18 protein-coding genes, 1 pseudogene and 1 riboswitch are annotated in these 20,753 nt (G+C 54.8%); of the genes and pseudogenes, 14 read left to right on the top strand and 5 right to left on the bottom strand.

What is annotated here, in order from left to right; translation table 11 throughout:
• Window positions 1-11: 11 nt before the first annotated feature.
• On the top strand, window positions 12-1,502 hold the full coding sequence (gene glpK / locus GYMC52_RS06565; RefSeq protein ID WP_013523471.1) for a glycerol kinase GlpK: 1,491 nt from the start codon (window positions 12-14) through the stop codon (window positions 1,500-1,502).
• Window positions 1,503-1,542: 40 nt separating this feature from the next.
• Here the strand turns inward: glpK and GYMC52_RS06570 are convergent, their stop codons facing one another.
• On the bottom strand, window positions 1,543-2,724 hold the full coding sequence (locus GYMC52_RS06570; protein WP_255347950.1) for a putative bifunctional diguanylate cyclase/phosphodiesterase: 1,182 nt from the start codon (window positions 2,722-2,724) through the stop codon (window positions 1,543-1,545).
• 105 nt (window positions 2,725-2,829) lie between these two features.
• Here GYMC52_RS06570 and GYMC52_RS06575 point away from each other — a divergent pair.
• Window positions 2,830-4,018 (top strand): annotated as a pseudogene (locus GYMC52_RS06575) (IS701 family transposase).
• A 52-nt stretch (window positions 4,019-4,070) separates the two neighbouring features.
• Here the strand turns inward: GYMC52_RS06575 and GYMC52_RS18130 are convergent.
• Window positions 4,071-5,135, bottom strand: a complete 1,065-nt coding sequence (locus tag GYMC52_RS18130; RefSeq protein ID WP_013523472.1) for a sensor domain-containing diguanylate cyclase — start codon at window positions 5,133-5,135, stop codon at window positions 4,071-4,073.
• A 357-nt stretch (window positions 5,136-5,492) separates the two neighbouring features.
• A riboswitch (SAM riboswitch) is annotated at window positions 5,493-5,597 on the top strand.
• A 70-nt stretch (window positions 5,598-5,667) separates the two neighbouring features.
• Here GYMC52_RS18130 and GYMC52_RS06585 point away from each other — a divergent pair.
• The 3 genes from GYMC52_RS06585 (at window position 5,668) to GYMC52_RS06595 (ending at window position 7,067) form a co-directional block, all read left to right on the top strand.
• Window positions 5,668-6,003 (top strand): hypothetical protein, encoded by a 336-nt coding sequence (locus tag GYMC52_RS06585; RefSeq protein ID WP_013523473.1) that lies wholly within the window; start codon window positions 5,668-5,670, stop codon window positions 6,001-6,003.
• A gap of 16 nt (window positions 6,004-6,019) precedes the next feature.
• Window positions 6,020-6,403 (top strand): VOC family protein, encoded by a 384-nt coding sequence (locus tag GYMC52_RS06590; protein WP_013145654.1) that lies wholly within the window; start codon window positions 6,020-6,022, stop codon window positions 6,401-6,403.
• Between the two features lie 181 nt (window positions 6,404-6,584).
• Window positions 6,585-7,067, top strand: a complete 483-nt coding sequence (locus GYMC52_RS06595) for a PaaI family thioesterase (protein ID WP_013523474.1) — start codon at window positions 6,585-6,587, stop codon at window positions 7,065-7,067.
• Between the two features lie 354 nt (window positions 7,068-7,421).
• On the opposite strand, the gene GYMC52_RS06600 is transcribed toward GYMC52_RS06595, so the two are convergent.
• On the bottom strand, window positions 7,422-7,838 hold the full coding sequence (locus tag GYMC52_RS06600; RefSeq protein ID WP_013523475.1) for a PaaI family thioesterase: 417 nt from the start codon (window positions 7,836-7,838) through the stop codon (window positions 7,422-7,424).
• Between the two features lie 140 nt (window positions 7,839-7,978).
• Between GYMC52_RS06600 and hutG the strand changes: the two genes are divergently transcribed.
• The 5 genes from hutG to GYMC52_RS06625 all read left to right on the top strand — a co-directional run bounded on the left by hutG (window position 7,979) and on the right by GYMC52_RS06625 (window position 14,975).
• Window positions 7,979-8,947, top strand: coding sequence for a formimidoylglutamase (gene hutG, locus GYMC52_RS06605; protein ID WP_013523476.1), 969 nt, complete (start codon window positions 7,979-7,981; stop codon window positions 8,945-8,947).
• Between the two features lie 4 nt (window positions 8,948-8,951).
• Window positions 8,952-10,433 (top strand): helix-turn-helix domain-containing protein, encoded by a 1,482-nt coding sequence (locus GYMC52_RS06610; protein WP_013523477.1) that lies wholly within the window; start codon window positions 8,952-8,954, stop codon window positions 10,431-10,433.
• 168 nt (window positions 10,434-10,601) lie between these two features.
• Complete coding sequence (gene hutU, locus GYMC52_RS06615) at window positions 10,602-12,257, top strand: urocanate hydratase (RefSeq protein ID WP_013145649.1); 1,656 nt, start codon at window positions 10,602-10,604, stop codon at window positions 12,255-12,257.
• Window positions 12,258-12,271: 14 nt separating this feature from the next.
• Window positions 12,272-13,546 (top strand): imidazolonepropionase, encoded by a 1,275-nt coding sequence (gene hutI, locus GYMC52_RS06620; protein WP_013523478.1) that lies wholly within the window; start codon window positions 12,272-12,274, stop codon window positions 13,544-13,546.
• Window positions 13,547-13,646: 100 nt separating this feature from the next.
• On the top strand, window positions 13,647-14,975 hold the full coding sequence (locus GYMC52_RS06625; RefSeq protein ID WP_041469576.1) for a YjiH family protein: 1,329 nt from the start codon (window positions 13,647-13,649) through the stop codon (window positions 14,973-14,975).
• Window positions 14,976-15,120: 145 nt separating this feature from the next.
• On the opposite strand, the gene mscL is transcribed toward GYMC52_RS06625, so the two are convergent.
• Window positions 15,121-15,501, bottom strand: a complete 381-nt coding sequence (gene mscL / locus GYMC52_RS06630) for a large conductance mechanosensitive channel protein MscL (protein ID WP_013523480.1) — start codon at window positions 15,499-15,501, stop codon at window positions 15,121-15,123.
• A 145-nt stretch (window positions 15,502-15,646) separates the two neighbouring features.
• Between mscL and GYMC52_RS06635 the strand changes: the two genes are divergently transcribed.
• The 3 genes from GYMC52_RS06635 to GYMC52_RS06645 all read left to right on the top strand — a co-directional run bounded on the left by GYMC52_RS06635 (window position 15,647) and on the right by GYMC52_RS06645 (window position 18,898).
• Window positions 15,647-16,870 (top strand): YeeE/YedE family protein, encoded by a 1,224-nt coding sequence (locus GYMC52_RS06635; RefSeq protein ID WP_013523481.1) that lies wholly within the window; start codon window positions 15,647-15,649, stop codon window positions 16,868-16,870.
• Window positions 16,871-17,051: 181 nt separating this feature from the next.
• On the top strand, window positions 17,052-17,993 hold the full coding sequence (locus tag GYMC52_RS06640; protein ID WP_013523482.1) for a carbohydrate kinase family protein: 942 nt from the start codon (window positions 17,052-17,054) through the stop codon (window positions 17,991-17,993).
• Window positions 17,993-18,898 (top strand): pseudouridine-5'-phosphate glycosidase, encoded by a 906-nt coding sequence (locus GYMC52_RS06645; protein ID WP_013145643.1) that lies wholly within the window; start codon window positions 17,993-17,995, stop codon window positions 18,896-18,898. Before GYMC52_RS06640 ends, GYMC52_RS06645 begins: the two co-directional genes overlap by 1 nt.
• A gap of 53 nt (window positions 18,899-18,951) precedes the next feature.
• Here the strand turns inward: GYMC52_RS06645 and GYMC52_RS06650 are convergent, their stop codons facing one another.
• On the bottom strand, window positions 18,952-19,305 hold the full coding sequence (locus GYMC52_RS06650; RefSeq protein ID WP_011230871.1) for a hypothetical protein: 354 nt from the start codon (window positions 19,303-19,305) through the stop codon (window positions 18,952-18,954).
• Between the two features lie 277 nt (window positions 19,306-19,582).
• On the opposite strand from GYMC52_RS06650, the gene GYMC52_RS06655 reads away from it, so the two are divergent.
• Window positions 19,583-20,749 (top strand): HEAT repeat domain-containing protein, encoded by a 1,167-nt coding sequence (locus tag GYMC52_RS06655; RefSeq protein ID WP_015731688.1) that lies wholly within the window; start codon window positions 19,583-19,585, stop codon window positions 20,747-20,749.
• Window positions 20,750-20,753: the final 4 nt, after the last annotated feature.

Consider the following 20,753-nt stretch of genomic DNA (forward strand, 5'->3'; position numbering starts at 1 on the left):
GGAAGAATGTCATGAATCAATACATTTTAGCCATCGACCAAGGCACAACCAGCTCGCGCGCGATTTTGTTCAATCAAAAGGGCGAAATCGTTCATATGGCGCAAAAAGAGTTTACGCAATATTTTCCGCAGCCCGGCTGGGTCGAGCACAACGCCAATGAAATTTGGGGATCGGTGCTTGCTGTCATTGCCAGCGTCTTGTCCGAGGCGCAAGTGAAGCCGGAACAAGTGGCGGCGATCGGCATTACGAACCAGCGGGAAACGACGGTTGTGTGGGAGAAAGACACCGGCAACCCGATTTACAACGCCATCGTCTGGCAGTCGCGGCAGACGGCCGGCATTTGCGATGAACTGAAAGCGAAAGGGTATGACCCGCTATTCCGCGAAAAAACCGGCTTGCTTATTGACGCCTATTTTTCCGGGACAAAAGTGAAATGGATTTTGGACCATGTCGAGGGGGCGCGCGAACGGGCGGAGCGAGGAGAGCTGCTCTTTGGCACGATTGATACGTGGCTCATTTGGAAGCTGTCCGGCGGCCGCGCCCATGTAACCGATTACTCGAACGCGTCGCGCACATTAATGTTTAACATTCATACGCTCGAGTGGGATGACGAGCTGCTTGCGATTTTAAACGTGCCAAAGGCGATGCTTCCTGAGGTGCGCCCGTCCTCGGAAGTATATGCGAAAACGGTTCCGCATCATTTCTTTGGTGTGGAGGTGCCGATCGCGGGAGCCGCGGGCGACCAGCAGGCGGCTTTGTTCGGCCAGGCGTGCTTTACGGAAGGGATGGCGAAAAATACGTACGGCACCGGCTGCTTTATGCTGATGAATACGGGGGAAAAAGCGGTGCAATCGAAACACGGGCTGCTCACAACGATCGCCTGGGGAATTGACGGCAAGGTTGAATACGCCCTTGAAGGCAGCATCTTCGTCGCCGGTTCGGCCATTCAATGGCTGCGCGACGGCTTGCGGATGATCAAAACTGCGGCGGACAGCGAAGCGTACGCCGAAAAAGTCGAGTCGACCGACGGGGTGTATGTCGTCCCAGCGTTCGTCGGCCTCGGCACCCCGTATTGGGACAGCGAAGTGCGAGGCGCGGTGTTTGGCCTCACGCGCGGCACGACGAAAGAGCATTTCATCCGGGCGACGTTGGAATCGCTCGCCTACCAGACAAAAGATGTGCTTGCCGCCATGGAAGCCGATTCCGGCATCTCGCTGACGACGCTGCGCGTTGACGGCGGGGCCGTGAAAAACAACTTCCTCATGCAGTTCCAGAGCGATTTGCTGGCCGTTCCGGTTGAACGGCCGGTCGTGAATGAAACGACGGCCTTGGGCGCGGCGTATTTGGCCGGATTGGCCGTCGGCTATTGGAACAGCCGGGATGACATCGCCGCCCAATGGCAGCTTGAGCGCCGGTTTGAGCCGAAGATGGATGATGACAAGCGAACGATGCTCTACGATGGCTGGAAAAAAGCGGTGCGGGCGGCGATGGCGTTTAAATGATGGAAAAACGCGGATGCCTTGATGACAGGCATCCGCGTTTTTACGTCCTTCGCTTGATACTGCGTGCTAGCAGGCCAGCTGCTTCATCTGCCGGCATGGGGGGCCGGAACAAGTAGCCTTGCGCCTCTTGACAGCCTTTTTCCCGTAAGTACTCGAGCTGTTCCTCGCGCTCTACTCCTTCAGCGACAACGTTCATGCCAAGATGGCGGGCGAGGGAGATGATCGTGCTTGTGATGATGCTGCCATAGTGCGAATGGGGGCAATCGGCGATGAAGGTACGGTCGATTTTCACCGTGTCAATGTCCAACTGTTTCAAATAGGCGAGTGAGGAATAGCCGGTGCCGAAATCATCGATGGACAAGCGCACCCCCATCTCTTTCAACCGGTGCAAATTGGCCAAAATAGTCGCTTCTTGATAAATAGCGATCGTTTCTGTAATTTCAAGTTCCAACCACGATGGCCTCATATTCGTCTCCGCCAAAATGGCTTCCACGCGAGCGGCGAATTGTGGGTGGTATAGCTCTTTAACGGAAACGTTGACAGCCATTCGAACCGGTATGAACCCTTGACGGCGCCAACGTTCGTGCTGCCGGCATGCTTGGCGGATCGTCCATTCGCCGATGGGAATAATGAGACCCGTTTCCTCTGCAAGTGGAATAAAATCACTTGGCGGCACGATCCCTTTGGAGGGGTGATGCCAACGAATGAGCGTTTCCATAGCGCAAACAGCTTTTGTCCGCACATCGACAATCGGCTGGTACAATAGGACGAACCGATCCATGTTTTGTTTGACTGTTTGGTGCAAATCCGCTAACAAAAATACATTGGGAAGGCGCTGATGCTGCAGCGCTTCTTCATAAAGACAATAGCTGTTTTTGCCTTTCCGTTTCGCCTCCATGGCGGCCATGTCCGCCTGGCGGATGGCTGTGTCCACATTGGCTTGCTCACCGTCAAAAAGAGCGATGCCAATGCTGGCTGTTATAAAAATGGTTTGTTCGGCCAACGAAAACGGCTGGGCGATGAGCGCCAGCAAGTCTTCCGCTATGGCTGATGCTTCTTGGTGTCCAGCGGCTGGCGCGAGCAACACGATGAATTCATCTCCGCTCATATGGGCAACGATGCCATGGGGATGGACGCGCTCACGAAGCCGGGCGGCCGTCTGTTGAAGCAACTCGTCGCCGATATGATGGCCGAACGAATCATTAACTGTAGATGAGCAAATTCACTAACATAAATTGACAACCAAACAAAAAAGGAGACATGAACCGGACTCCTTGGGTAAAATAGATGTGCACAAAACCCATTCACACAAGGAGGTTCATGTCTCATGAATAGATTAGCACATCACCAAGGAATCCACAAGTTTTTCTTCACTTTGGGGTTGACGCTGCAGCTTTCCAAACCGGTCATCAAGCATCTCATTCATATCGTCGATGCCTTGACCACCAAGGGATTCTCGGGAACATTGACCGATATTCATCACTGGAGCTTTCATCCGAATCATCGAACGACGCTCAGTCACTTTTTCACGAAAAGCCCTTGGGATGAGGAAAGGCTGCTTGGGAAGCTTCAAGAGTGGATCCTCCGCCGAATCGAGCGCCTGGTCGAGCGAAAGAATCAGCCTCTTTTTGTCTCGATTGATGATACGATTTGCCAAAAAACGAAGCCTTCGTCACGGGCAACGCACGCCATTCAAGGGTGTGGTTGGCATTTCTCTCACAAAGATCATCAATCGGTTTGGGGGCATTCGCTCGTTTGGCTGATGGTGCACACCTTGACACAAGCGTTTCCGTTTGCGTTCCGCCTGTATGACAAGAAAGCGGGAAAAAGCAAGATCGACCTGGCCATCGAGATGCTTTTCTTCGCTCAAAGTGAAGCGGGCTCAGCCGGTGTATGTGCTCATGGATTCGTGGTATCCGTCCAAAAAGCTCATTGAAGCCTGCTTGAAACAGGGATTCCATGTCATCGCCATGCTCAAGACGAACCGGATTCTCTACCCGAAAGGCATCGCCATCCAAGCCAAGCAGTTCGCCCGCTATGTCGAGTCCGAAGACACCCGCCTCGTCACGGTGGGTCAGGAGCGTTATCGCGTGTATCGCTATGAGGGGGCGATCCATGGCCTCGATGACGCGGTGGTGCTGCTGGCTTGGAAGGCGGATCAGCCGATGGCGCCGGAACATCTCCATGTCGTCTTGAGCACCGATCGGGAGCTCGGGGACGAAGACATCTTGCGTTACTATGCTCAGCGTTGGACGATCGAGTGCTTTTTCCGGCAGGCGAAAGATCAACTGAAGCTTGATGGATACCGCGTTCGCCACATTCGGGCGGTGAAACGGTATTGGGCGGTGGTGCTGCTCTCCTGCGTGTATAGCATCGCCGAATCCCGACAAAACCTCTCCGCCGGGCTGGAGCTTCTTCGGTCGCGGAAAGACCACAGCGTCGTCGAGTTCATTTATGACGCTGCGAAGCAAGATATTCCCATTGATGTGATCAAAAAACAGCTCCGTATCGCGTAAGGGGTACCCTGTTTGTCTCTCTAACCATGGAAATTATTGTAATGAAAAATGCTCATCTACAGTCATTAATATATTGAAAGCCGTCTAAATCAATATACAAAATGGCGCCGTGTTGTTTCGTTTCTTTCAGTTTCGACAGCATTGCCTTGGCAAGCTGCAAAAATCGACGCCGATTCGGCAATCCGGTGAGCTCATCATAATGGTAATGGAACAGGGAATCATACAGCCGCCTGTTTTCTTCGAGCGCTTTCCTTGTTCCCTCATGTTCCATGGCGAGGCTCGCGAGCGATGACAGCGCCGACATGATTTCCATATCTTCCGGTTCCGGTTCGCGTTCGGTCGGATAGTAAAACGCCAGCGTTCCGAGCACATGGCCGAATGATGAGAGAATGGGCATGGACCAGCAAGCTCTCAATCCGTGCGCCAACGCCAATTGCGCATAAGACGCCCAGCGGGGGTCATTTGCCACGCTGCTTGCAATCACGATCTCTTTTTGATAGGCGGCCGCGCCGCACGATCCAGATTGCGGCCCGATTTCGATTCCATTCATGGCTTCGATATAAGCGGATGGCAAGCTTGGCGCTGCTCCATGGTAAAGGCGTCGCCCGTCGTCATCGGCAACCAAAATCGAACAAACGGCTGGAGGCCGCAATGCTTCAGCCGCCTTGGCAATGGACGTGAGAATGGCATCGAGCGGCTCGTGTTTGATGATTTGCTTCAAAATGTGAGTCTGTTCAGCGAGCAGCCGCTCCGCATGTGTTTCAGCGGTCATGTCAGAGCACGAGATGAGGAGGAACGGCGTATCGTTCAATGTTTTCCAACGCATATGCACGCGAACAGCGCATAATTTGCCGGTTTTATGCACCGTTCTGGCCGTGAATGTGCGGACTGTTTCATCTGTCGGTTGAGGAAGCAAGTGAGCGAGGGACGCCCAGTCGTCAGGATGGAAAATAGTTTGAAATGGGGCGCCGATGAGTTCAATCCGATCGTAGCCCAACGATGCACCCGCATAGTCATTCATATCGGCAATGACTCCGTGTTCAGTAACCACCCATTGCACGGCAGGCATAAAAAAGTAAAGCGCCCCATAATGCGTCATGATCGACTGCTTGTCCATGCGGAAGCAATCCTCCAATCTGCAAAAAAATAGATGCACTATGTCATTTTACCATGTTTTTATCTGTTTTTGTCTAGTTTTGTCGAACGATCGCTGTATTTTTTTCACTGATCGTGCAAAAAGATCAATCCACCGCAGGGTGCTCTCTTCTGAACACTTTTCTTTAGAGGCGAGAGATTAATCAAACATATTAAAACATTGTTCTAAATAATCATCATACGCCACCAACCTCCAAGTCCTTTAAGGGTGAAGCTGGAGCGGCTGTCGCGACATCTTGGAACAGCCGGACGCAGGGCAATCAGTGAAAACCATTGCCATCCCAGCGAATGTGTGGTAGGATAGGGGAAAATAGCATACGTCTTATCAAGAGTGGGCGAGAGAACGGGCTTGATGACCCCACAGCAACCTGCCTCTGGCAAGGTGCTAACACCTGCAAAGCGGCTTCGCTTTGGATGATAAGAACGGCTCATGACCCCTTTCGCATCATTCCGAGGCGAAGGGGTTTTTTTGCGGACGGGAGGTGAGAGAAACGGTGGCGGAACCCTATTCGCTCCGTGCCTGCATGGCGGCCCATTTCTCGGTTGCGGCGTTTGCCGTTCATGTCATGCGCTGTGTGCAGGCGGAGCTCATCCGGTTTGACCCTAAGGCGGCGGTGCATGTCGACCGTGGGGAGGGCTACAGCCATTTGTATGGGAGCGCACAAGGGAGAGTGTTTTCCATCTTGTTGACGAGCGGAGAAGCGGACGAACGGAGAGCCGAAGGGCCGTACGCCCTTGACCGCTACATATGGACAGAGCTTGGGAAAAAAGGGATTTTCCCGATGCAGATGACGCCGTATTTACAAGCAGTATGGTTAACTGAGTCATAGAAAGGAAGAGGGACGAATGGCAGTTAAAAAATTTGAACATGTCGGCATTCAAGTGAAAGACATCGAGGCATCGAAAGAGTTTTATCAAAATGTTGTCGGCTTGGAGCTGCTCGACGAAATGATTCATACGAACGGCACGATGAAATTGGCGTTTTTAGGGATTGGCGGCTCGATCATTGTCGAGCTGATCGAAGGATACAACCCGGATTTGCCGACGGAAGGAAAAGTGCACCATGTGGCGTTTACGGTGGAAGGCATTGAGCAGGAGAAAGAACGGCTTCAGTCGCTCGGTGTGCCGCTTGTGTGGGAAGAAATAACGACACTTCCGAACGGGGCGAAATATTTGTTTTTCCGCGGGCCCGACGGTGAATGGATCGAATTTTACGAGCCTGCTCGATAAATGGCGTCACGCTAGGCGGCCAGCTGTTTGGGCCGCCTATGAATTTGCCGTCTGGCGATTGGCGCTTCGTTCCATTTTTCTTCGTATGGCCTTGCCTGCCGCTAGACAACAACCGTCCATGTAGGAGTCGTCGTCTTCTCGATTCAATGGTATACTAGAAAAAGAGAGGGGGGAGGCTGACGTGGAAGAAATGATCGTGCACGCGATTCAAGACGACTACCCTGATGAATTCGCCTGGTGCTACGGCTGCGGGCGTCTGAATGAACAAGGCCACCATTTTCGCACCGGGTGGCGGGGCGACAAAACGGTGACGGTGTATACGCCGCGTCCGGAACATACGGCGATCCCAGGGTTTGTGTACGGCGGGCTGATCGCCTCGCTCATTGATTGCCACGGCACCGGTTCAGCGGCGCTTGCCTTGCATCGGAAAAACGGCCATGAACCAGGGAGCGGGGAAACGCCGCCGCGCTTTGTCACTGCGTCGCTTCACGTCGATTTCGTCAAGCCGACGCCGCACGGAGTGCCGCTTGTCGCCGTCGGCACTGTGACGGAGATTCATCCGAAAAAATGGAAAGTGGACACCGAAGTGTTCGCCAACGGCGAACTGTGCGCCCGCGGCCAAGTCGTGGCCGTCGTGATGCCGAAAACGTTTGTCCGTGGGTAACAAGCAACGAAAGGCGCCGGAGAAGGGCTGTTTTTGACAGCGCTTTCTCCGGCGCTTGGCAACTGGTCGAAAACGGCTGCGCCTCACCTCGTTTCGCCATTGAGGACTGATGATGTCATGAAAAAGGCAACTCGACAACGCCTCTTCTCAAGTGGGGAAACCTTGTGAAATTGGTTCTCCTTTTTCAACAAAACCACCGATTTGGCGAACATCATCGTTTTTCACCGGTTTTATCGGATTCCTCTGATCATCGCTTTCCATGCGTTCAAACCAACAACAGCAGCTGCTGTTTGGCCTCGTCGAATCCAAGGAGAACGAGCATGCGCAAAAACCCCTTTTGGAGATCCATCACCTTCACGGTTTGTCCATGATCAGCACCGACGACGTGGCGCTCGCCACTTCTTTGCCGTTTTGCCGCACGATGGCGGTTACATAGGCGACGGTTTTCCCGAACTTTTCCACCCGCGCCTCGATTTCGGCTTCTCCAGCCGCCGCTGGGCGGTGAAACGTCGTCTGCAAGTTGATGGAGGCGTGCATTTGGTCATCGCGAAGCAAGGTCGTCACCGCATACGCCATGAGAATGTCCGCCGCCGCCCCGACGAACCCGCCCATAATCACCCCGTTGCCGTTGAGCAGCGATTCGCTGATCGTCCATACGCCTTTCGCATAGCCGTCTCGGGCTTCCGTCAGGCGGACGCCGAGCGTTTCGTCGCATGGGGGCGGCGCGCTTTGACCGGCGATGACGTCATGCAAGTTGGTCATTGGCTTCATGTGGAACACCCTTTCTGTTGTCAATCATGTTTTTTATTCGCCAAACGGCGGCGATTTCCTCTTTCCGCGTGCATGGGGAGGAGAACGGCAAAGCTGTGGCGAAAGAAACAAGCAGCTGATGATGGAAAGGAGATGGTCTCATGTATCAACCGCCAGACGCCGGCCGTTGGACGGGACGGATTGACAGCGTGAGCGATGAGCAGGCGTTTCGTCTTCATCAGCGCATTCGCTTGCTCGATTTGTCCAAGCCATTGGAGACGGTGGAACGAGCGGCGGCATTCATCGGGTTTGCGTGCGACGAAGGAGTGCGCCGCAACCAAGGCCGCCAAGGGGCGAAAGAGGCGCCGGCCGCCGTCAAAGCGGCGCTGGCCCGGCTGCCTTGGCATCTTCCGGAAGGGGTCGTTGTCTATGACGCAGGCGATGTCGTTTGCGTCGATGAACGGCTCGAACAAAGCCAGACTGAACTTGGGAAGGCGGTCGCCCGCCTGCTGAAAAACGGGATGGCGTCTATCGTGATCGGCGGCGGCCATGAGACGGCGTACGGCCATTACTTGGGCGTTCGCGAAGCGCTCGGGCCCGAAGCCCGCCTTGGCATCCTCAACATTGACGCCCATTTCGACTTGCGCCCGTACGATGACGGCCCGACGTCCGGGACGATGTTTCGGCAAATATTGGATCAAGACGAACGGGTCCGTTACTTCTGCCTCGGCATTCAGCGGATCGGCAACACGGCGGCGCTGTTTGCGGCGGCCGAGACGTACGGCTGCCGGTACATGCTTGAAGACGAGCTGACCGCAGGACCGATCGAGGCCGCCTATGAACAAATCGAGGAGTTTGCCGCCGATCACGATGCCGTGATGCTCACCATTTGCATGGACGCCATCAGCGCGGCCGCTGCGCCGGGGGTGAGCGCACCGTCGCCGTTTGGGCTCGCTCCGTCGTTGGCGCGCGCTCTCATCCGCCGAATCGTTTCTCATCCGAAAACGATCAGCGTCGATCTTTGCGAAGTCAATCCACTCTGGGATGAAGGCGGAAAAACGGTGGCGTTGGCCGCCGCCTTTTGCATGGAAGCGCTCCTTCATTTTCGACGATTGCAGCCAAGGCGGTGAGAACGTGAAATTGGTCATTGCCGAACGGGACGACAAGGAACGAGAAGCGATCCGCTGGCTCGTTTCCGCGTATTCGCTGCCGATCGAGCAGGTGTACACGGCGGCCAATGTGGAGGAGATGATGGCTCTTCTTGAGCGGGAGGCGCCGGAGCTATTGTACGTCGAACTGGATATGATTCCGTATGAACGATGGTCAAAGGTGACAGCCCACGTCCGCTTGTTTTGCCAACGCGTGATTGCCGCAACGGCCGAGGCGACGTTTGCGCGGGCGAAACAAGCCATCGACTGGCAATGCGTCGATTTGCTTGTGAAGCCGCTTGAGCCCGCCAAGCTGAAACAAGCGTTGAGGACGGCGGTCTCGCTTTCCTCCAACAGCCGCTCGAGCCTGACAGCGGGTTTTGACGGCCATGACGACTACCGCGCATTATTTTACGATGACCCCGCCGCAGCTTCCACCCATGTATGGCTTGTGCAGGCGGAACAGCCTGCCTTGTCTCGGGAAGTGATCCGCTTTTTAACGAGCTATCCGTTTCGCGGACGGGCGCGCGTATTGCCGCTCACCCATATGGCGGTTTGCCTGCTTCCCGATTTGCCGGGCGACGGGAAAGAAGAGGCGTGGAAGCTGTTGCGCGATTGGGAAACGGAGCATCATGAGCCGCTCGCGGTTGTCGTGATGCCGCCTGATGGCCGGAAAACGGTGCGCGGGCAATACCAAGCGGCCCGCCGGTTGCTGGAGACGACGTTTTTCATTGGCTATCGCCAAGTGATCGCTCCCGCTTCGGAATACGAACAGTGGCGTGAGCTCGATCCGTTTTTGACGCCCGAGGAGCAGCGGCAATGGATCGAGATGCTCGAGCGGTTCGACCATGAAGGGGTGAAGCGATGGCTGCGGCGCGAATTTTCCCATTGGGGGCCGCCGTTTCCGAGCCCGGAGATGGTGCGGACGCGGCTGACGAGCATCTTGGCGCAAATCCGCCGGTTTATGAAAACATACGGCCTTGACCGCGGCGGAACCGAGCGAGAGTATATGCGCATTTTTCAAGACATTTTGTACAATCCCGTCTTGTATCGCATCGTTCAAGAATTGATTTTATTTTTATATCGGTTGTTCCATGAGGCCAAGCAGGCCGAGGAAGACGCGCGCGTCGACGCCGTGGAGCGCGGCCTCCGCTATATGGAGGCGCATTTTCGCGATCCGTCGCTCACGCTTGAGCGGGTCGCGGCCGCCGCCGGGCGCAGCCCCGCGTATTTCAGCCATTTGTTGTCGAAAAAGCGCGGCGTGACGTTTCGCCAGTGGCTGACCAACCGGCGGCTTGAGGAAGCGAAACGGCTGCTTCGGCAGACGGATTTGTCGATTAAAGAAATCGCCGAACAAACCGGGTTTCGCACTGCCCATTATTTGATGCGCGTCTTTAAAGCCGAACTGAACCAGACGCCGACCGCCTACCGCGATGAACAACGGCTGAAACCGTCATCACCGCGGTAGGCGGTTTTTTCAAAAGAAATGAACATATATCAAAAGAAATGGATAGATGAAGTGAAAAGAAAAAAGAAATTTCGAAAAAATTGGATCATCTTGAAAAGACGAGAATCTATCTCCATCCTCTTGGCTTCCTTACAATAAAAAGCAAAGAGGAAAAAGGAGAGGATGACGATGGCAGAAAAACGGACCGTACGCCCGTTTGCGGGAACAGAGCGGCGGGCGAAAGGATGGATTCAAGAAGCGGCGTTGCGCATGTTAAACAACAATTTGCATCCCGATGTCGCCGAGCGGCCGGATGAGTTGATCGTCTACGGCGGCATCGGCAAGGCGGCGCGCAACTGGGAATGTTACGAGGCGATTGTGGACACCCTTCTTCGTTTAGAAAACGATGAAACGTTGCTCATTCAATCTGGCAAGCCGGTGGCGGTGTTTCGCACGCATCCGGACGCCCCTCGCGTGCTGATCGCCAACTCCAACCTCGTGCCCGCATGGGCGACGTGGGACCATTTTCACGAACTTGACAAAAAAGGGTTGATCATGTACGGACAAATGACGGCCGGGAGCTGGATTTACATCGGCAGCCAAGGAATCGTCCAAGGGACATATGAAACGTTTGCCGAAGTGGCGCGCCAGCACTTTGGCGGCACGCTGGCCGGGACGATCACGCTAACCGCCGGCCTTGGCGGCATGGGCGGGGCGCAGCCGCTCGCCGTGACGATGAACGGCGGCGTCTGCCTCGCCATCGAAGTCGATCCGGCCCGCATCCAGCGCCGCATTGACACGAATTACTTGGATACGATGACCGACAGCCTAGACGCGGCGCTCGAGATGGCGAAACAAGCGAAGGAAGAGAAAAAAGCGCTGTCGATCGGCCTTGTCGGCAATGCGGCTGAAGTGTTGCCGCGTCTCGTCGAAACGGGCTTTGTTCCGGATGTCTTGACCGATCAAACGTCCGCCCACGATCCGTTAAACGGCTACATCCCGGCTGGCCTTACGCTTGATGAGGCCGCCGAACTCAGGGCGCGCGATCCGAAGCAGTACATCGCCCGTGCGAAACAGTCGATCGCCGCGCATGTTCGAGCGATGCTGGCGATGCAAAAGCAAGGGGCGGTGACGTTTGATTACGGCAACAACATCCGCCAAGTGGCAAAAGACGAAGGGGTGGACGACGCCTTTTCCTTCCCAGGTTTTGTGCCGGCCTACATCCGTCCGCTCTTTTGCGAAGGAAAAGGGCCGTTCCGCTGGGTGGCATTATCCGGCGACCCGGAAGACATTTATAAAACCGATGAAGTCATTTTGCGTGAATTCAGCGACAATGAGCGTCTTTGCCATTGGATTCGCATGGCGCAAAAACGCATTAAGTTCCAAGGGCTGCCGGCGCGCATTTGTTGGCTCGGCTACGGCGAGCGGGCGAAATTTGGCAAAATCATCAACGACATGGTGGCCAAAGGCGAGCTGAAAGCGCCGATCGTCATCGGCCGCGATCATTTGGATTCGGGCTCCGTCGCTTCGCCGAACCGGGAGACGGAAGGAATGAAAGACGGAAGCGACGCCATCGCCGACTGGCCGATTTTAAACGCGCTGTTGAATGCGGTTGGGGGCGCGAGCTGGGTGTCGGTTCACCACGGTGGCGGCGTCGGCATGGGCTACTCGATTCACGCCGGCATGGTCATTGTCGCCGACGGCACGAAAGAGGCGGAAAAACGGTTGGAACGGGTGTTGACGACCGACCCGGGGCTTGGTGTGGTCCGCCACGCCGATGCCGGTTATGAGCTCGCCATCCGGACGGCGAAAGAAAAAGGCATTGATATGCCGATGCTCAAGTAGAAAGGGGGATCCATATGCGCCCGCTTTTTGTCCGCCGCGCCCGCCAGCTCGTCACGCTGGCGGGAAGCTCCGTGGCTCCGCTCGTCAAGGAGAAGATGAGCGATCTTCACATCATCGAAAACGGCAGCGTCTGGATCGAAAACGGCACGATCGTGGCGGTTGGGGGGGATGATGAACTAGCCCGCCAATTTGCCGATCGGCTCGCCGAAGCCGAAGTCATTGACGCCAAGGACAAAACGGTGACGCCTGGGCTTGTCGATCCTCATACTCATCTCGTTTACGCCGGCAGCCGCGAACACGAATGGACGATGCGGCTCGGCGGGGCGACGTACATGGAAATCATGAACGCCGGCGGCGGCATTCATGCCACGACAAAAGCGACGCGCGAGGCGTCGGAAGAGATGTTGTATGAAGAAAGCAAGCGGCGGCTCGATCAGTTTTTGCTTCATGGGGTCACGACCGTCGAAGCAAAAAGCGGCTATGGTTTAAGCCTTGAGCACGAAATCAAGCAGCTTGAAGTCGCCAAGTCCCTCGATGACACCCACCCGGTCGATATCGTCTCCACGTTTCTTGGCGCTCATGCCGTTCCGCCGGAGTGGAAGCACGATCCGGATGAATACGTCCGCCTTGTCATCGACGAGATGATTCCCGAAGTGAGCCGGCGGGGGCTCGCCGAGTTCAATGACGTCTTTTGCGAGCGCGGCGTCTTTACCCCCGACCAGGCGCGCCGCATGTTGGAAGCTGGAAAAGCGTACGGCTTGACGCCGAAAATCCACGCCGATGAAATCGAGCCGTACGGCGGGGCGGAACTGGCAGCCGAAGTCGGCGCGATATCCGCGGACCACCTGCTTCGCGCGTCAGACGAAGGAATCCGCCGCATGGCCGATCGCGGCGTCATCGGCGTCCTCTTGCCAGGCACCGCCTTTTTCTTAATGACAAAAGCCGCCGATGCCCGCCGTTTGATCGACGCCGGCGTTCCCGTCGCTTTGGCGACTGACTGCAACCCCGGTTCGTCGCCGACCGTCTCGCTGCCGCTTGTCATGAGCCTAGCCTGCCTGCATATGGGCATGACTCCCGCTGAAGCGATGGCCGCCGCCACGATCAATGCCGCCCACGCCATCGGCCGCGCGCATCTTGTCGGCAGCCTCGAGCCGGGGAAGAAGGCGGATTTGGTCATTTTCAATGTCCCAAATTATGTGCGGGTGATGTACTATTACGGAGTGAATCAGGTCGAGACGGTGATCAAAGGCGGGGAGGTGGTGGTGAAAGAGGGGAAGGTGTGCATCTAAAAGGGAAACGTTCTTCCGTCGAGGCGTTTGGCGACCGGGAGCGGTTATGCTTCCGGCCGCGCTTCTTCAGCTTGTAGAAAAACAATGGGGGTGGAGGAAAATGAAAACGGATACAAATATGGCGCCATCCGTGCCGACGCCAACGCCGGCAAGCGGGGCATGGAAGTTTTTCGTCTTTAGCGCCATCGGCATTTTCGTATTTTTCGTCCCGGTGTCCATCGGCGGCACATCATCGATTTTGCTCGATCATATTGTGACATGGATTCGCGCGCATTTTCCAGGACTCGTTCCGTATTATGCACTTATGGTTATTGCCCTTGGAGCGGTTTATCCATTCTATAATAAGACGTGGAACAAAGACATTGTCACCGCTGTTTTTTCCATTCTCAAAGTACTTGGATTGATCGTGGCGGTCATGTTGGTGTTTCACATCGGTCCGTCGTGGCTGTTTCAACCGAATATGGGGCCGTTTTTGTACGACAAGCTCGTCATTTCCGTCGGCCTCCTTGTGCCGATTGGCTCCGTCTTTCTCGCCATGCTAGTTGGTTACGGGCTGCTCGAATTTGTCGGCGTTTGGATGCAGCCCGTCATGCGGCCGATTTGGAAAACGCCGGGCCGCTCGGCGATTGACGCCGTCGCCTCCTTTGTCGGCAGCTACTCCATTGGATTATTGATCACCAACAAAGTGTTCAAAGAAGGCAAATACACCGTGAAAGAAGCGGCGATCATCGCTACCGGCTTTTCCACTGTATCCGTGACATTTATGGTCGTTGTGGCGAAAACATTGGGGCTCATGCCAATCTGGAACACGTATTTTTGGGTGACATTTCTCGTGACATTTGCCGTCACAGCGCTTACCGCCCGGCTTTGGCCGCTGAGCCGCATGAGCGACGAGTATTACGATGGCAAAGGAGATCCTGAACAAAAAGTGACGGACAGCTATATGAAACAAGCTTGGACCGAAGCAATGAAAGCGGTTGAGCAGTCAAAAGGAATCGGGACGAACATATGGGAAAATTTGCGCGATGGCTTCATCATGACGATGGGCATTTTGCCGTCCATTATGTCAGTCGGACTGATCGGGCTGTTGCTCGCTGAATATACGCCATTGTTTGACTGGTTGGGCTACCTGTTCTATCCATTCACCCTTCTGTTGCAAATCCCTGAACCGCTGTTGGCCGCGAAAGCTTCGGCCATCGAAATCGCAGAAATGTTTTTGCCCGCTTTGCTTGTCACGGAAGCTCCGCTTGTCACGAAATTCATCATTGCGGTCGTATCTGTATCGGCGATCCTATTCTTTTCTGCTGTCATTCCATGCATTTTGTCTACGGAAATCCCGCTCAGCTTGCCGCGGCTTCTTGTCATTTGGTTCGAGCGGACCGTATTAACGCTCATCCTCACCGCGCCGCTTGCATATTGGCTGCTTTGACGGGAGTGCGGCGCTTCGATGAAAATGGACATCGATGGGGTGGCCGCGATTTTCAGGTTCGCCGCCATTCCATCAACCCGACTGAGAAGTTTCAGCGCCATGAAAGCCTGTCCATCTTCCAGACAGGCTTTCACGTCGTTTCCCGCTACTGTTTTAACAAATCGCGAATCTCTGTGAGCAGCTCCTCTTCTTTCGTCAGCGTCGGCGCCGTTTCTTTGACGTCTTCCTGTTTTTTCATCCGCTCGTACAGTTTGTTGAGCAGTTTGACAAACAGGAAAATCGAAAACGCGATGATCAAAAAATCGACGACTGTTTGGATAAACGCCCCATATTTCACTTCCGCTTTGCCGACTTTCCACGACAGGCCGCTGAAATTGATGCCTCCTAAAAGCAAGCCGACGAGCGGCATGATGATGTCATTGACGAGCGAAGAAACGATTTTGCCAAACGCCCCGCCGATAATGACCCCGACGGCCAAATCGATGACATTGCCGCGAAGGGCGAATTTTTTAAACTCGTTCCACATGCCAATCTCCTTCCTAAGAAAGTGCTCGTCTGCATTATACCCGATCAGCCGCTGAGGTGAAACATTTGTAGTTTAAATCATAGAAAATCAATAAGTTTTATAGTATTATAAAGGTGAACAAAATGGAAAAGAGGGATTATGCATCATGGAGTTGACCGCACAACAACGAGACGTTCGCGCGAAACAAGCAGCGAACGCCCCGAAACATCTGACTGCGTGGATTATTGCTGTTTCCTGCCTCATATTGATCGGTGGAACGTTGTTCTTATATAGCCTCGTTTCTTGGCAACAGGCGCTTTTGTACGTGCTGGGGGCGTTTGGTGGATTTGTATTGTACCAGGCGCATTTTGGCTTTACATCCGCATGGCGAAAGTTTATTCTATACCGCCAAGGGGAAGGCATTCGGGCACAGATGATCATGATGGCTGTGGCCAGCGCGTTGTTTTTGCCGTTGCTCGTGAAAGGTTCGGCGCTCGGGCACCCGGTGTCAGGGTATGTATTTGGCGTGGGGGTATCAGTCATCGTCGGCGCCTTCCTGTTTGGCATCGGCATGCAGCTTGGCGACGGCTGCGCGTCCGGGACGTTGTACCATATCGGCGGAGGCGATGCGAACGGCATCGTGACGCTCATCGGGTTCATCGCTGGCTCAGTCATTGCGACGACCCACTTTGACGTGTGGGCGAAGATGCCGCAATTGAAGCCGTTCTCGTTCATTGGCGAGTTCGGCGCCTTGGGAGGGTTTTTGCTTCAGTTGGTTTTGTTGGCAGCGGTCTACTATGTGGTGACCGTGGCGGAAAAACGGCGCTATGGCCAACTCGTTGCTACATCGCTTGAGAACCGTCATGGCTGGAAAGCGATTTACAAAGGGCCATGGTCGCTTCTGGTCGGGGCGTTGCTCTTGGCTGTAACGAACGCGCTTGTGCTGATGATTAGCGGTAAGCCGTGGGGCATTACGTCCGCCTTCGCCCTTTGGGGGGCGAAGTTCGTGCAGCTGTTTGGCGTCGATCCGACCGCTTGGGCGTACTGGCAAGATGAAGCGAAACGGCAGGCGCTCGCGAATCCACTCTACTACGATACAACGACCGTGATGGACATCAGCTTGATGGTCGGCGCCTTATTGGCAGCAGCGCTTGCGGGCCGCTATGCAAAACTGATTCAGTGGAAGCGTCCGACGCGCATGACGATCGGTGCGCTGATCGGCGGCCTGATGATGGGATACGGCGCCCGGCTGGCGTTCGGCTGCAATATCGGCGCGTATTTTGGCGGCATTGCGTCATTCAGCGCCCACGGCTGGGCGTGGTTTGTCTTTGCTTTCCTCGGCAGCCTGATCGGCGTCAAACTGCGTCCGTATTGCGCGTACAAAAACTAAACGTTCGAACTTCGGCATCCCGTCGTTTTGGCGGGGTGCTTTCTTTATGCAGGACGGCATATGGTACAATGGGCAGTGAGGCTTCGACAAGAGCAGCTGCCTGCTTGTTTGAAATCGTTTTCCTTGTTTTGGGAGAGCGGAAGGAGGACAGCGGTGTTCATTGGGAGAGGAGGGAAAAGGCATGCGGCAAGCGGCCTCGATCGTCTGCATTGGCGGGGCGAACGTCGACCGAAAGGCGCGGTTGCTCACTCCGTTTCGGCTCGGCACGTCCCATCCCGTCACCACGACGCAAACCGCGGGCGGGGTGGCGAGAAACATTGCCGAAAACTTAGGACGGCTTGCTCAACCTGTTTCGCTCGTCAGCACCGTTGGCGATGATCGCGATGGACAGTGGCTCGTTGACGTGACGAGCCGATATGTCAATACGAGCTTCATCGTGCGAACGCCAAAAGCGAACACCGGGACGTATACAGCGGTGCTCGATGAACGCGGCGAGATGGTTCTCGCCTTGGCGGATATGGCCATTTATGATACAGTGGGGGAAGAATGGCTAAAGCAGCAATGGACTCGGCTCGGTCCGATTTCTGCGGTCGTGCTTGACACGAATTTCCCGAAGGCTGTCATTCGTTCGGTGATTGCACAATGTCGCCAAGAGGACATCCCGCTTTGTGTTGTGACGGTGTCGGTTCCAAAAGTGAAGCGATTGCCCAGCGATTTGTCTGGTGTGACGTGGTTTGTCACGAATGAAGCGGAGGCTAAGGAATTTGTGGGACGCGACGGACATACGGACGACATAATGAAACCGATCCTTCAAGCCGGCGCCCAGAACGTTGTCGTCACGCGCGGCGCAAACGGCGTCGCGTACGCCACCAAGCAAGGGGAAACAGAAGCGATTGCGGCGCCGAAGGTTGAGGTCACCGACGCCACCGGAGCGGGCGACGCCTTTGCGGCTGGATTTTTGTACGGCGTCTTAGGCGGACATACGGTGGAAGACGCCTGCCGCTTTGGGATGAGCAGCGCGGCGCTTACGCTGCAAACGGCCGAAACGGTGCATCCCGCTTTGAATGAACACCTGTTGCAAGCCGCCTATGCGCGGTATTTTCGCGAAGGGGGAACGAAGTGATGAATGATTTTCTCGTCTTTTCCGAAGAAGTCGCTCAAGCGAAGGCCGAAAAAAAGCCGATTGTCGCCTTAGAATCAACGATCATCTCGCATGGCATGCCGTATCCGGAAAACGTGCAAACGGCGAAAGCGGTTGAACAGATCATCCGCGACCGCGGCGCCGTGCCGGCGACGATCGCCATTTTAAACGGAAAAATCAAAATCGGGTTGACCGAAGACGAACTTGAACAGCTCGGGACAAGCCGCGATGTAGAAAAAGTGAGCCGCCGCGACTTGCCGTATGTCGTCGCCATGAAGAAACACGGGGCGACGACCGTGGCGGGGACGATGATTTGCGCTGAGATGGCGGGCATCCGCGTATTTGCGACCGGCGGCATCGGCGGCGTGCACCGCGGCGCCGAACAGACGATGGACATCTCGGCTGACTTGCAGGAACTGGCGCGCACAAATGTCGCGGTCGTCTGCGCCGGGGCGAAATCGATTTTGGATTTAGGCTTGACGCTTGAATACCTCGAGACGCACGGCGTTCCGGTCATCGGCTATCAGACGGACGTCCTGCCGGCGTTCTATTCGCGGACGAGCCCGTTTCGCGTCGACTATCGCCTCGACAGCGTGGAAGAGATCGCCCAGTTCCTCGAAACGAAATGGAAGCTTGGGTTAAACGGCGGTGTTGTGATCGCCAATCCTGTCCCAAAAGAAGATGAGCTTGAGGAGTCGTATATCACCGTCATCATCGAACAAGCGCTCAAGGAAGCAGAAAAGCAGCACATCACCGGAAAATCGGTCACCCCGTTTTTGCTTGACCGTGTGAAAACGTTAACCGGAGGCAAAAGCTTGCAAGCAAACATCGCCTTAGTGAAAAACAACGCCGCCTTGGCGGCCGACCTTGCCCGAGAGCTTTCTTGATGCGAACGCCCCCGCCTTGATGGAAGGGCGGGGGCATGATGGCGGTGGAGGATTTATCGAGCGTGAAGCAAATGGCGGATTTTTCGATCATGCTGGGCGATTTTGACGGAGTGGAAGTCGACCGTTTCTTGTGTTTCAACTAGTTCGACGCGGATGTGGCCGAGTTTCGCTTCGAGCCGTTCGAACCGTTCGTTCACGGTGCGCTCCAACTGGGCGATCTGCCGCTCAAACCGTCCGTCCATCTCCTCGATGCGCTTGTCCATTTCATCCGTTTTTTCATTCAATGCTTGGACTTGGCGTTGAAGCGAGTCGAATTTTTCATGTAGCGCTTCGAACTGCTTGCGCATATCCGCCGCGTACAAATCAAGCACTTGCAAAATTTGCGCCAATATCGTTTTTTCTTCCATCACCTTCACCTCCTTCCACTCTAGTATATCAGACAAGCAAGTTCACGAGAAGAAAAAACGGTTTCAAATCAAGCGGATTTTGTCTATGATGATAGAGGAGGAGATGCTGTGATGTTTGAAATGACCAAGAGCTCCATTGGCTGCCCATTTCCATCGCATCGGCCGCTGCTTGTGTTCCATGTATGAAGGAAGAACCCGCAAACCCGTCGCAAGGAGGTTGAATGTCGATATTCTGTCAGCGACGGGGTGAAATTTCAGAAAAAAAGAAGGTGTGATCATGTCCTTTATTCAAACAATCGAGCCGCATTTGTTTAGCGACCATCCTGTCCTCCGCCAGTTTGCGTTTGACGCAATCGAAGAGTATCCGGATATTCCAGCCGCGCTTGTGGAGCGTTTGGTGGATGAGGCTGTAACGGCGGACAACGAAGAAACACGGAGGATGATTTTGCACGGCATCTCCAAACAGCCGTTGACCGACCGAGCGCTTGAGCAGTTGTTGACCATTAAAGACGCAACGAAGTACATCCGTTGGTTTTTCCCGTTTCCAGCCGCCCAGCTCGAAAAATACGGAGAACAGCTGCTCCCTCACTTCCCGCGGTCTTGGCAGCGAGCCGTCCGCCTTGCTTTAGAAGGAACGGAAGATGACGTATGGGAACACTATTTTTCAGTGCTTTCGCATTTGCACGAGGAAGAGTTTCACAATCACGATTGGTTTTTAGTAGCCAAACAAGCCGTGCGCATTCTCGTTGAACGCGGATGGATGACGAAGGAAGATATCGGTCTGACATGGATGAAAAACGAGCAACAGCCTTGGTTTTCGTATGACGGCATTTTGGCGGTGTATGCGATCTCGCTCATCGGCGCCGCTGAATATATTCCCCGCCTCGCCCGACTGTTGGAACAACAAGACGGTGATGTGCTTGTTGATCAAGCCGTTTCCACCTTATCGATGTTCCAACGTGAAGAAACGATCGAAGCGGTGCGCCCATATGCGTTTCAGGAAGACACGGCGCTGTCCGCTATTCATGTGCTCGCCAACATCAAATCTAAACAGGCCGTGCGTGTATTGCGAGAAGTCTTTTCCAAGCAGCGCGATAATGACCTCCAAGCATTTTGCTTTGAGGCGCTTTGCCATCAGCTGGATAAAGAGGCGTTCCCAGAAGTAGAGCAGTATGTAAAAAGAGCGGAAAAACGAGGGCGTTCTTGGATGATTGATGTCGAACAGAACGCGTACGCCTATTATACGATTCTAGAGATCGATCACCCGAAGTTGGAAACGTGGAAAGCCATTGCCGAGCAGCGGTATCGCCATTTTCAAGCCGTGCTGCAAACACCTCCGCGGCCGACCAACATCCCATACCGCCGAAAAGAGCGAAAAATCGGCCGCAACGACCCATGTCCGTGCGGCAGCGGGAAAAAGTATAAAAAGTGCTGCGGGAAGTAAGCGC

It is taken from the genome of Geobacillus sp. Y412MC52, from assembly GCF_000174795.2.
In the GTDB taxonomy this organism is placed as follows: Bacteria; Bacillota; Bacilli; order Bacillales; family Anoxybacillaceae; genus Geobacillus; species Geobacillus thermoleovorans.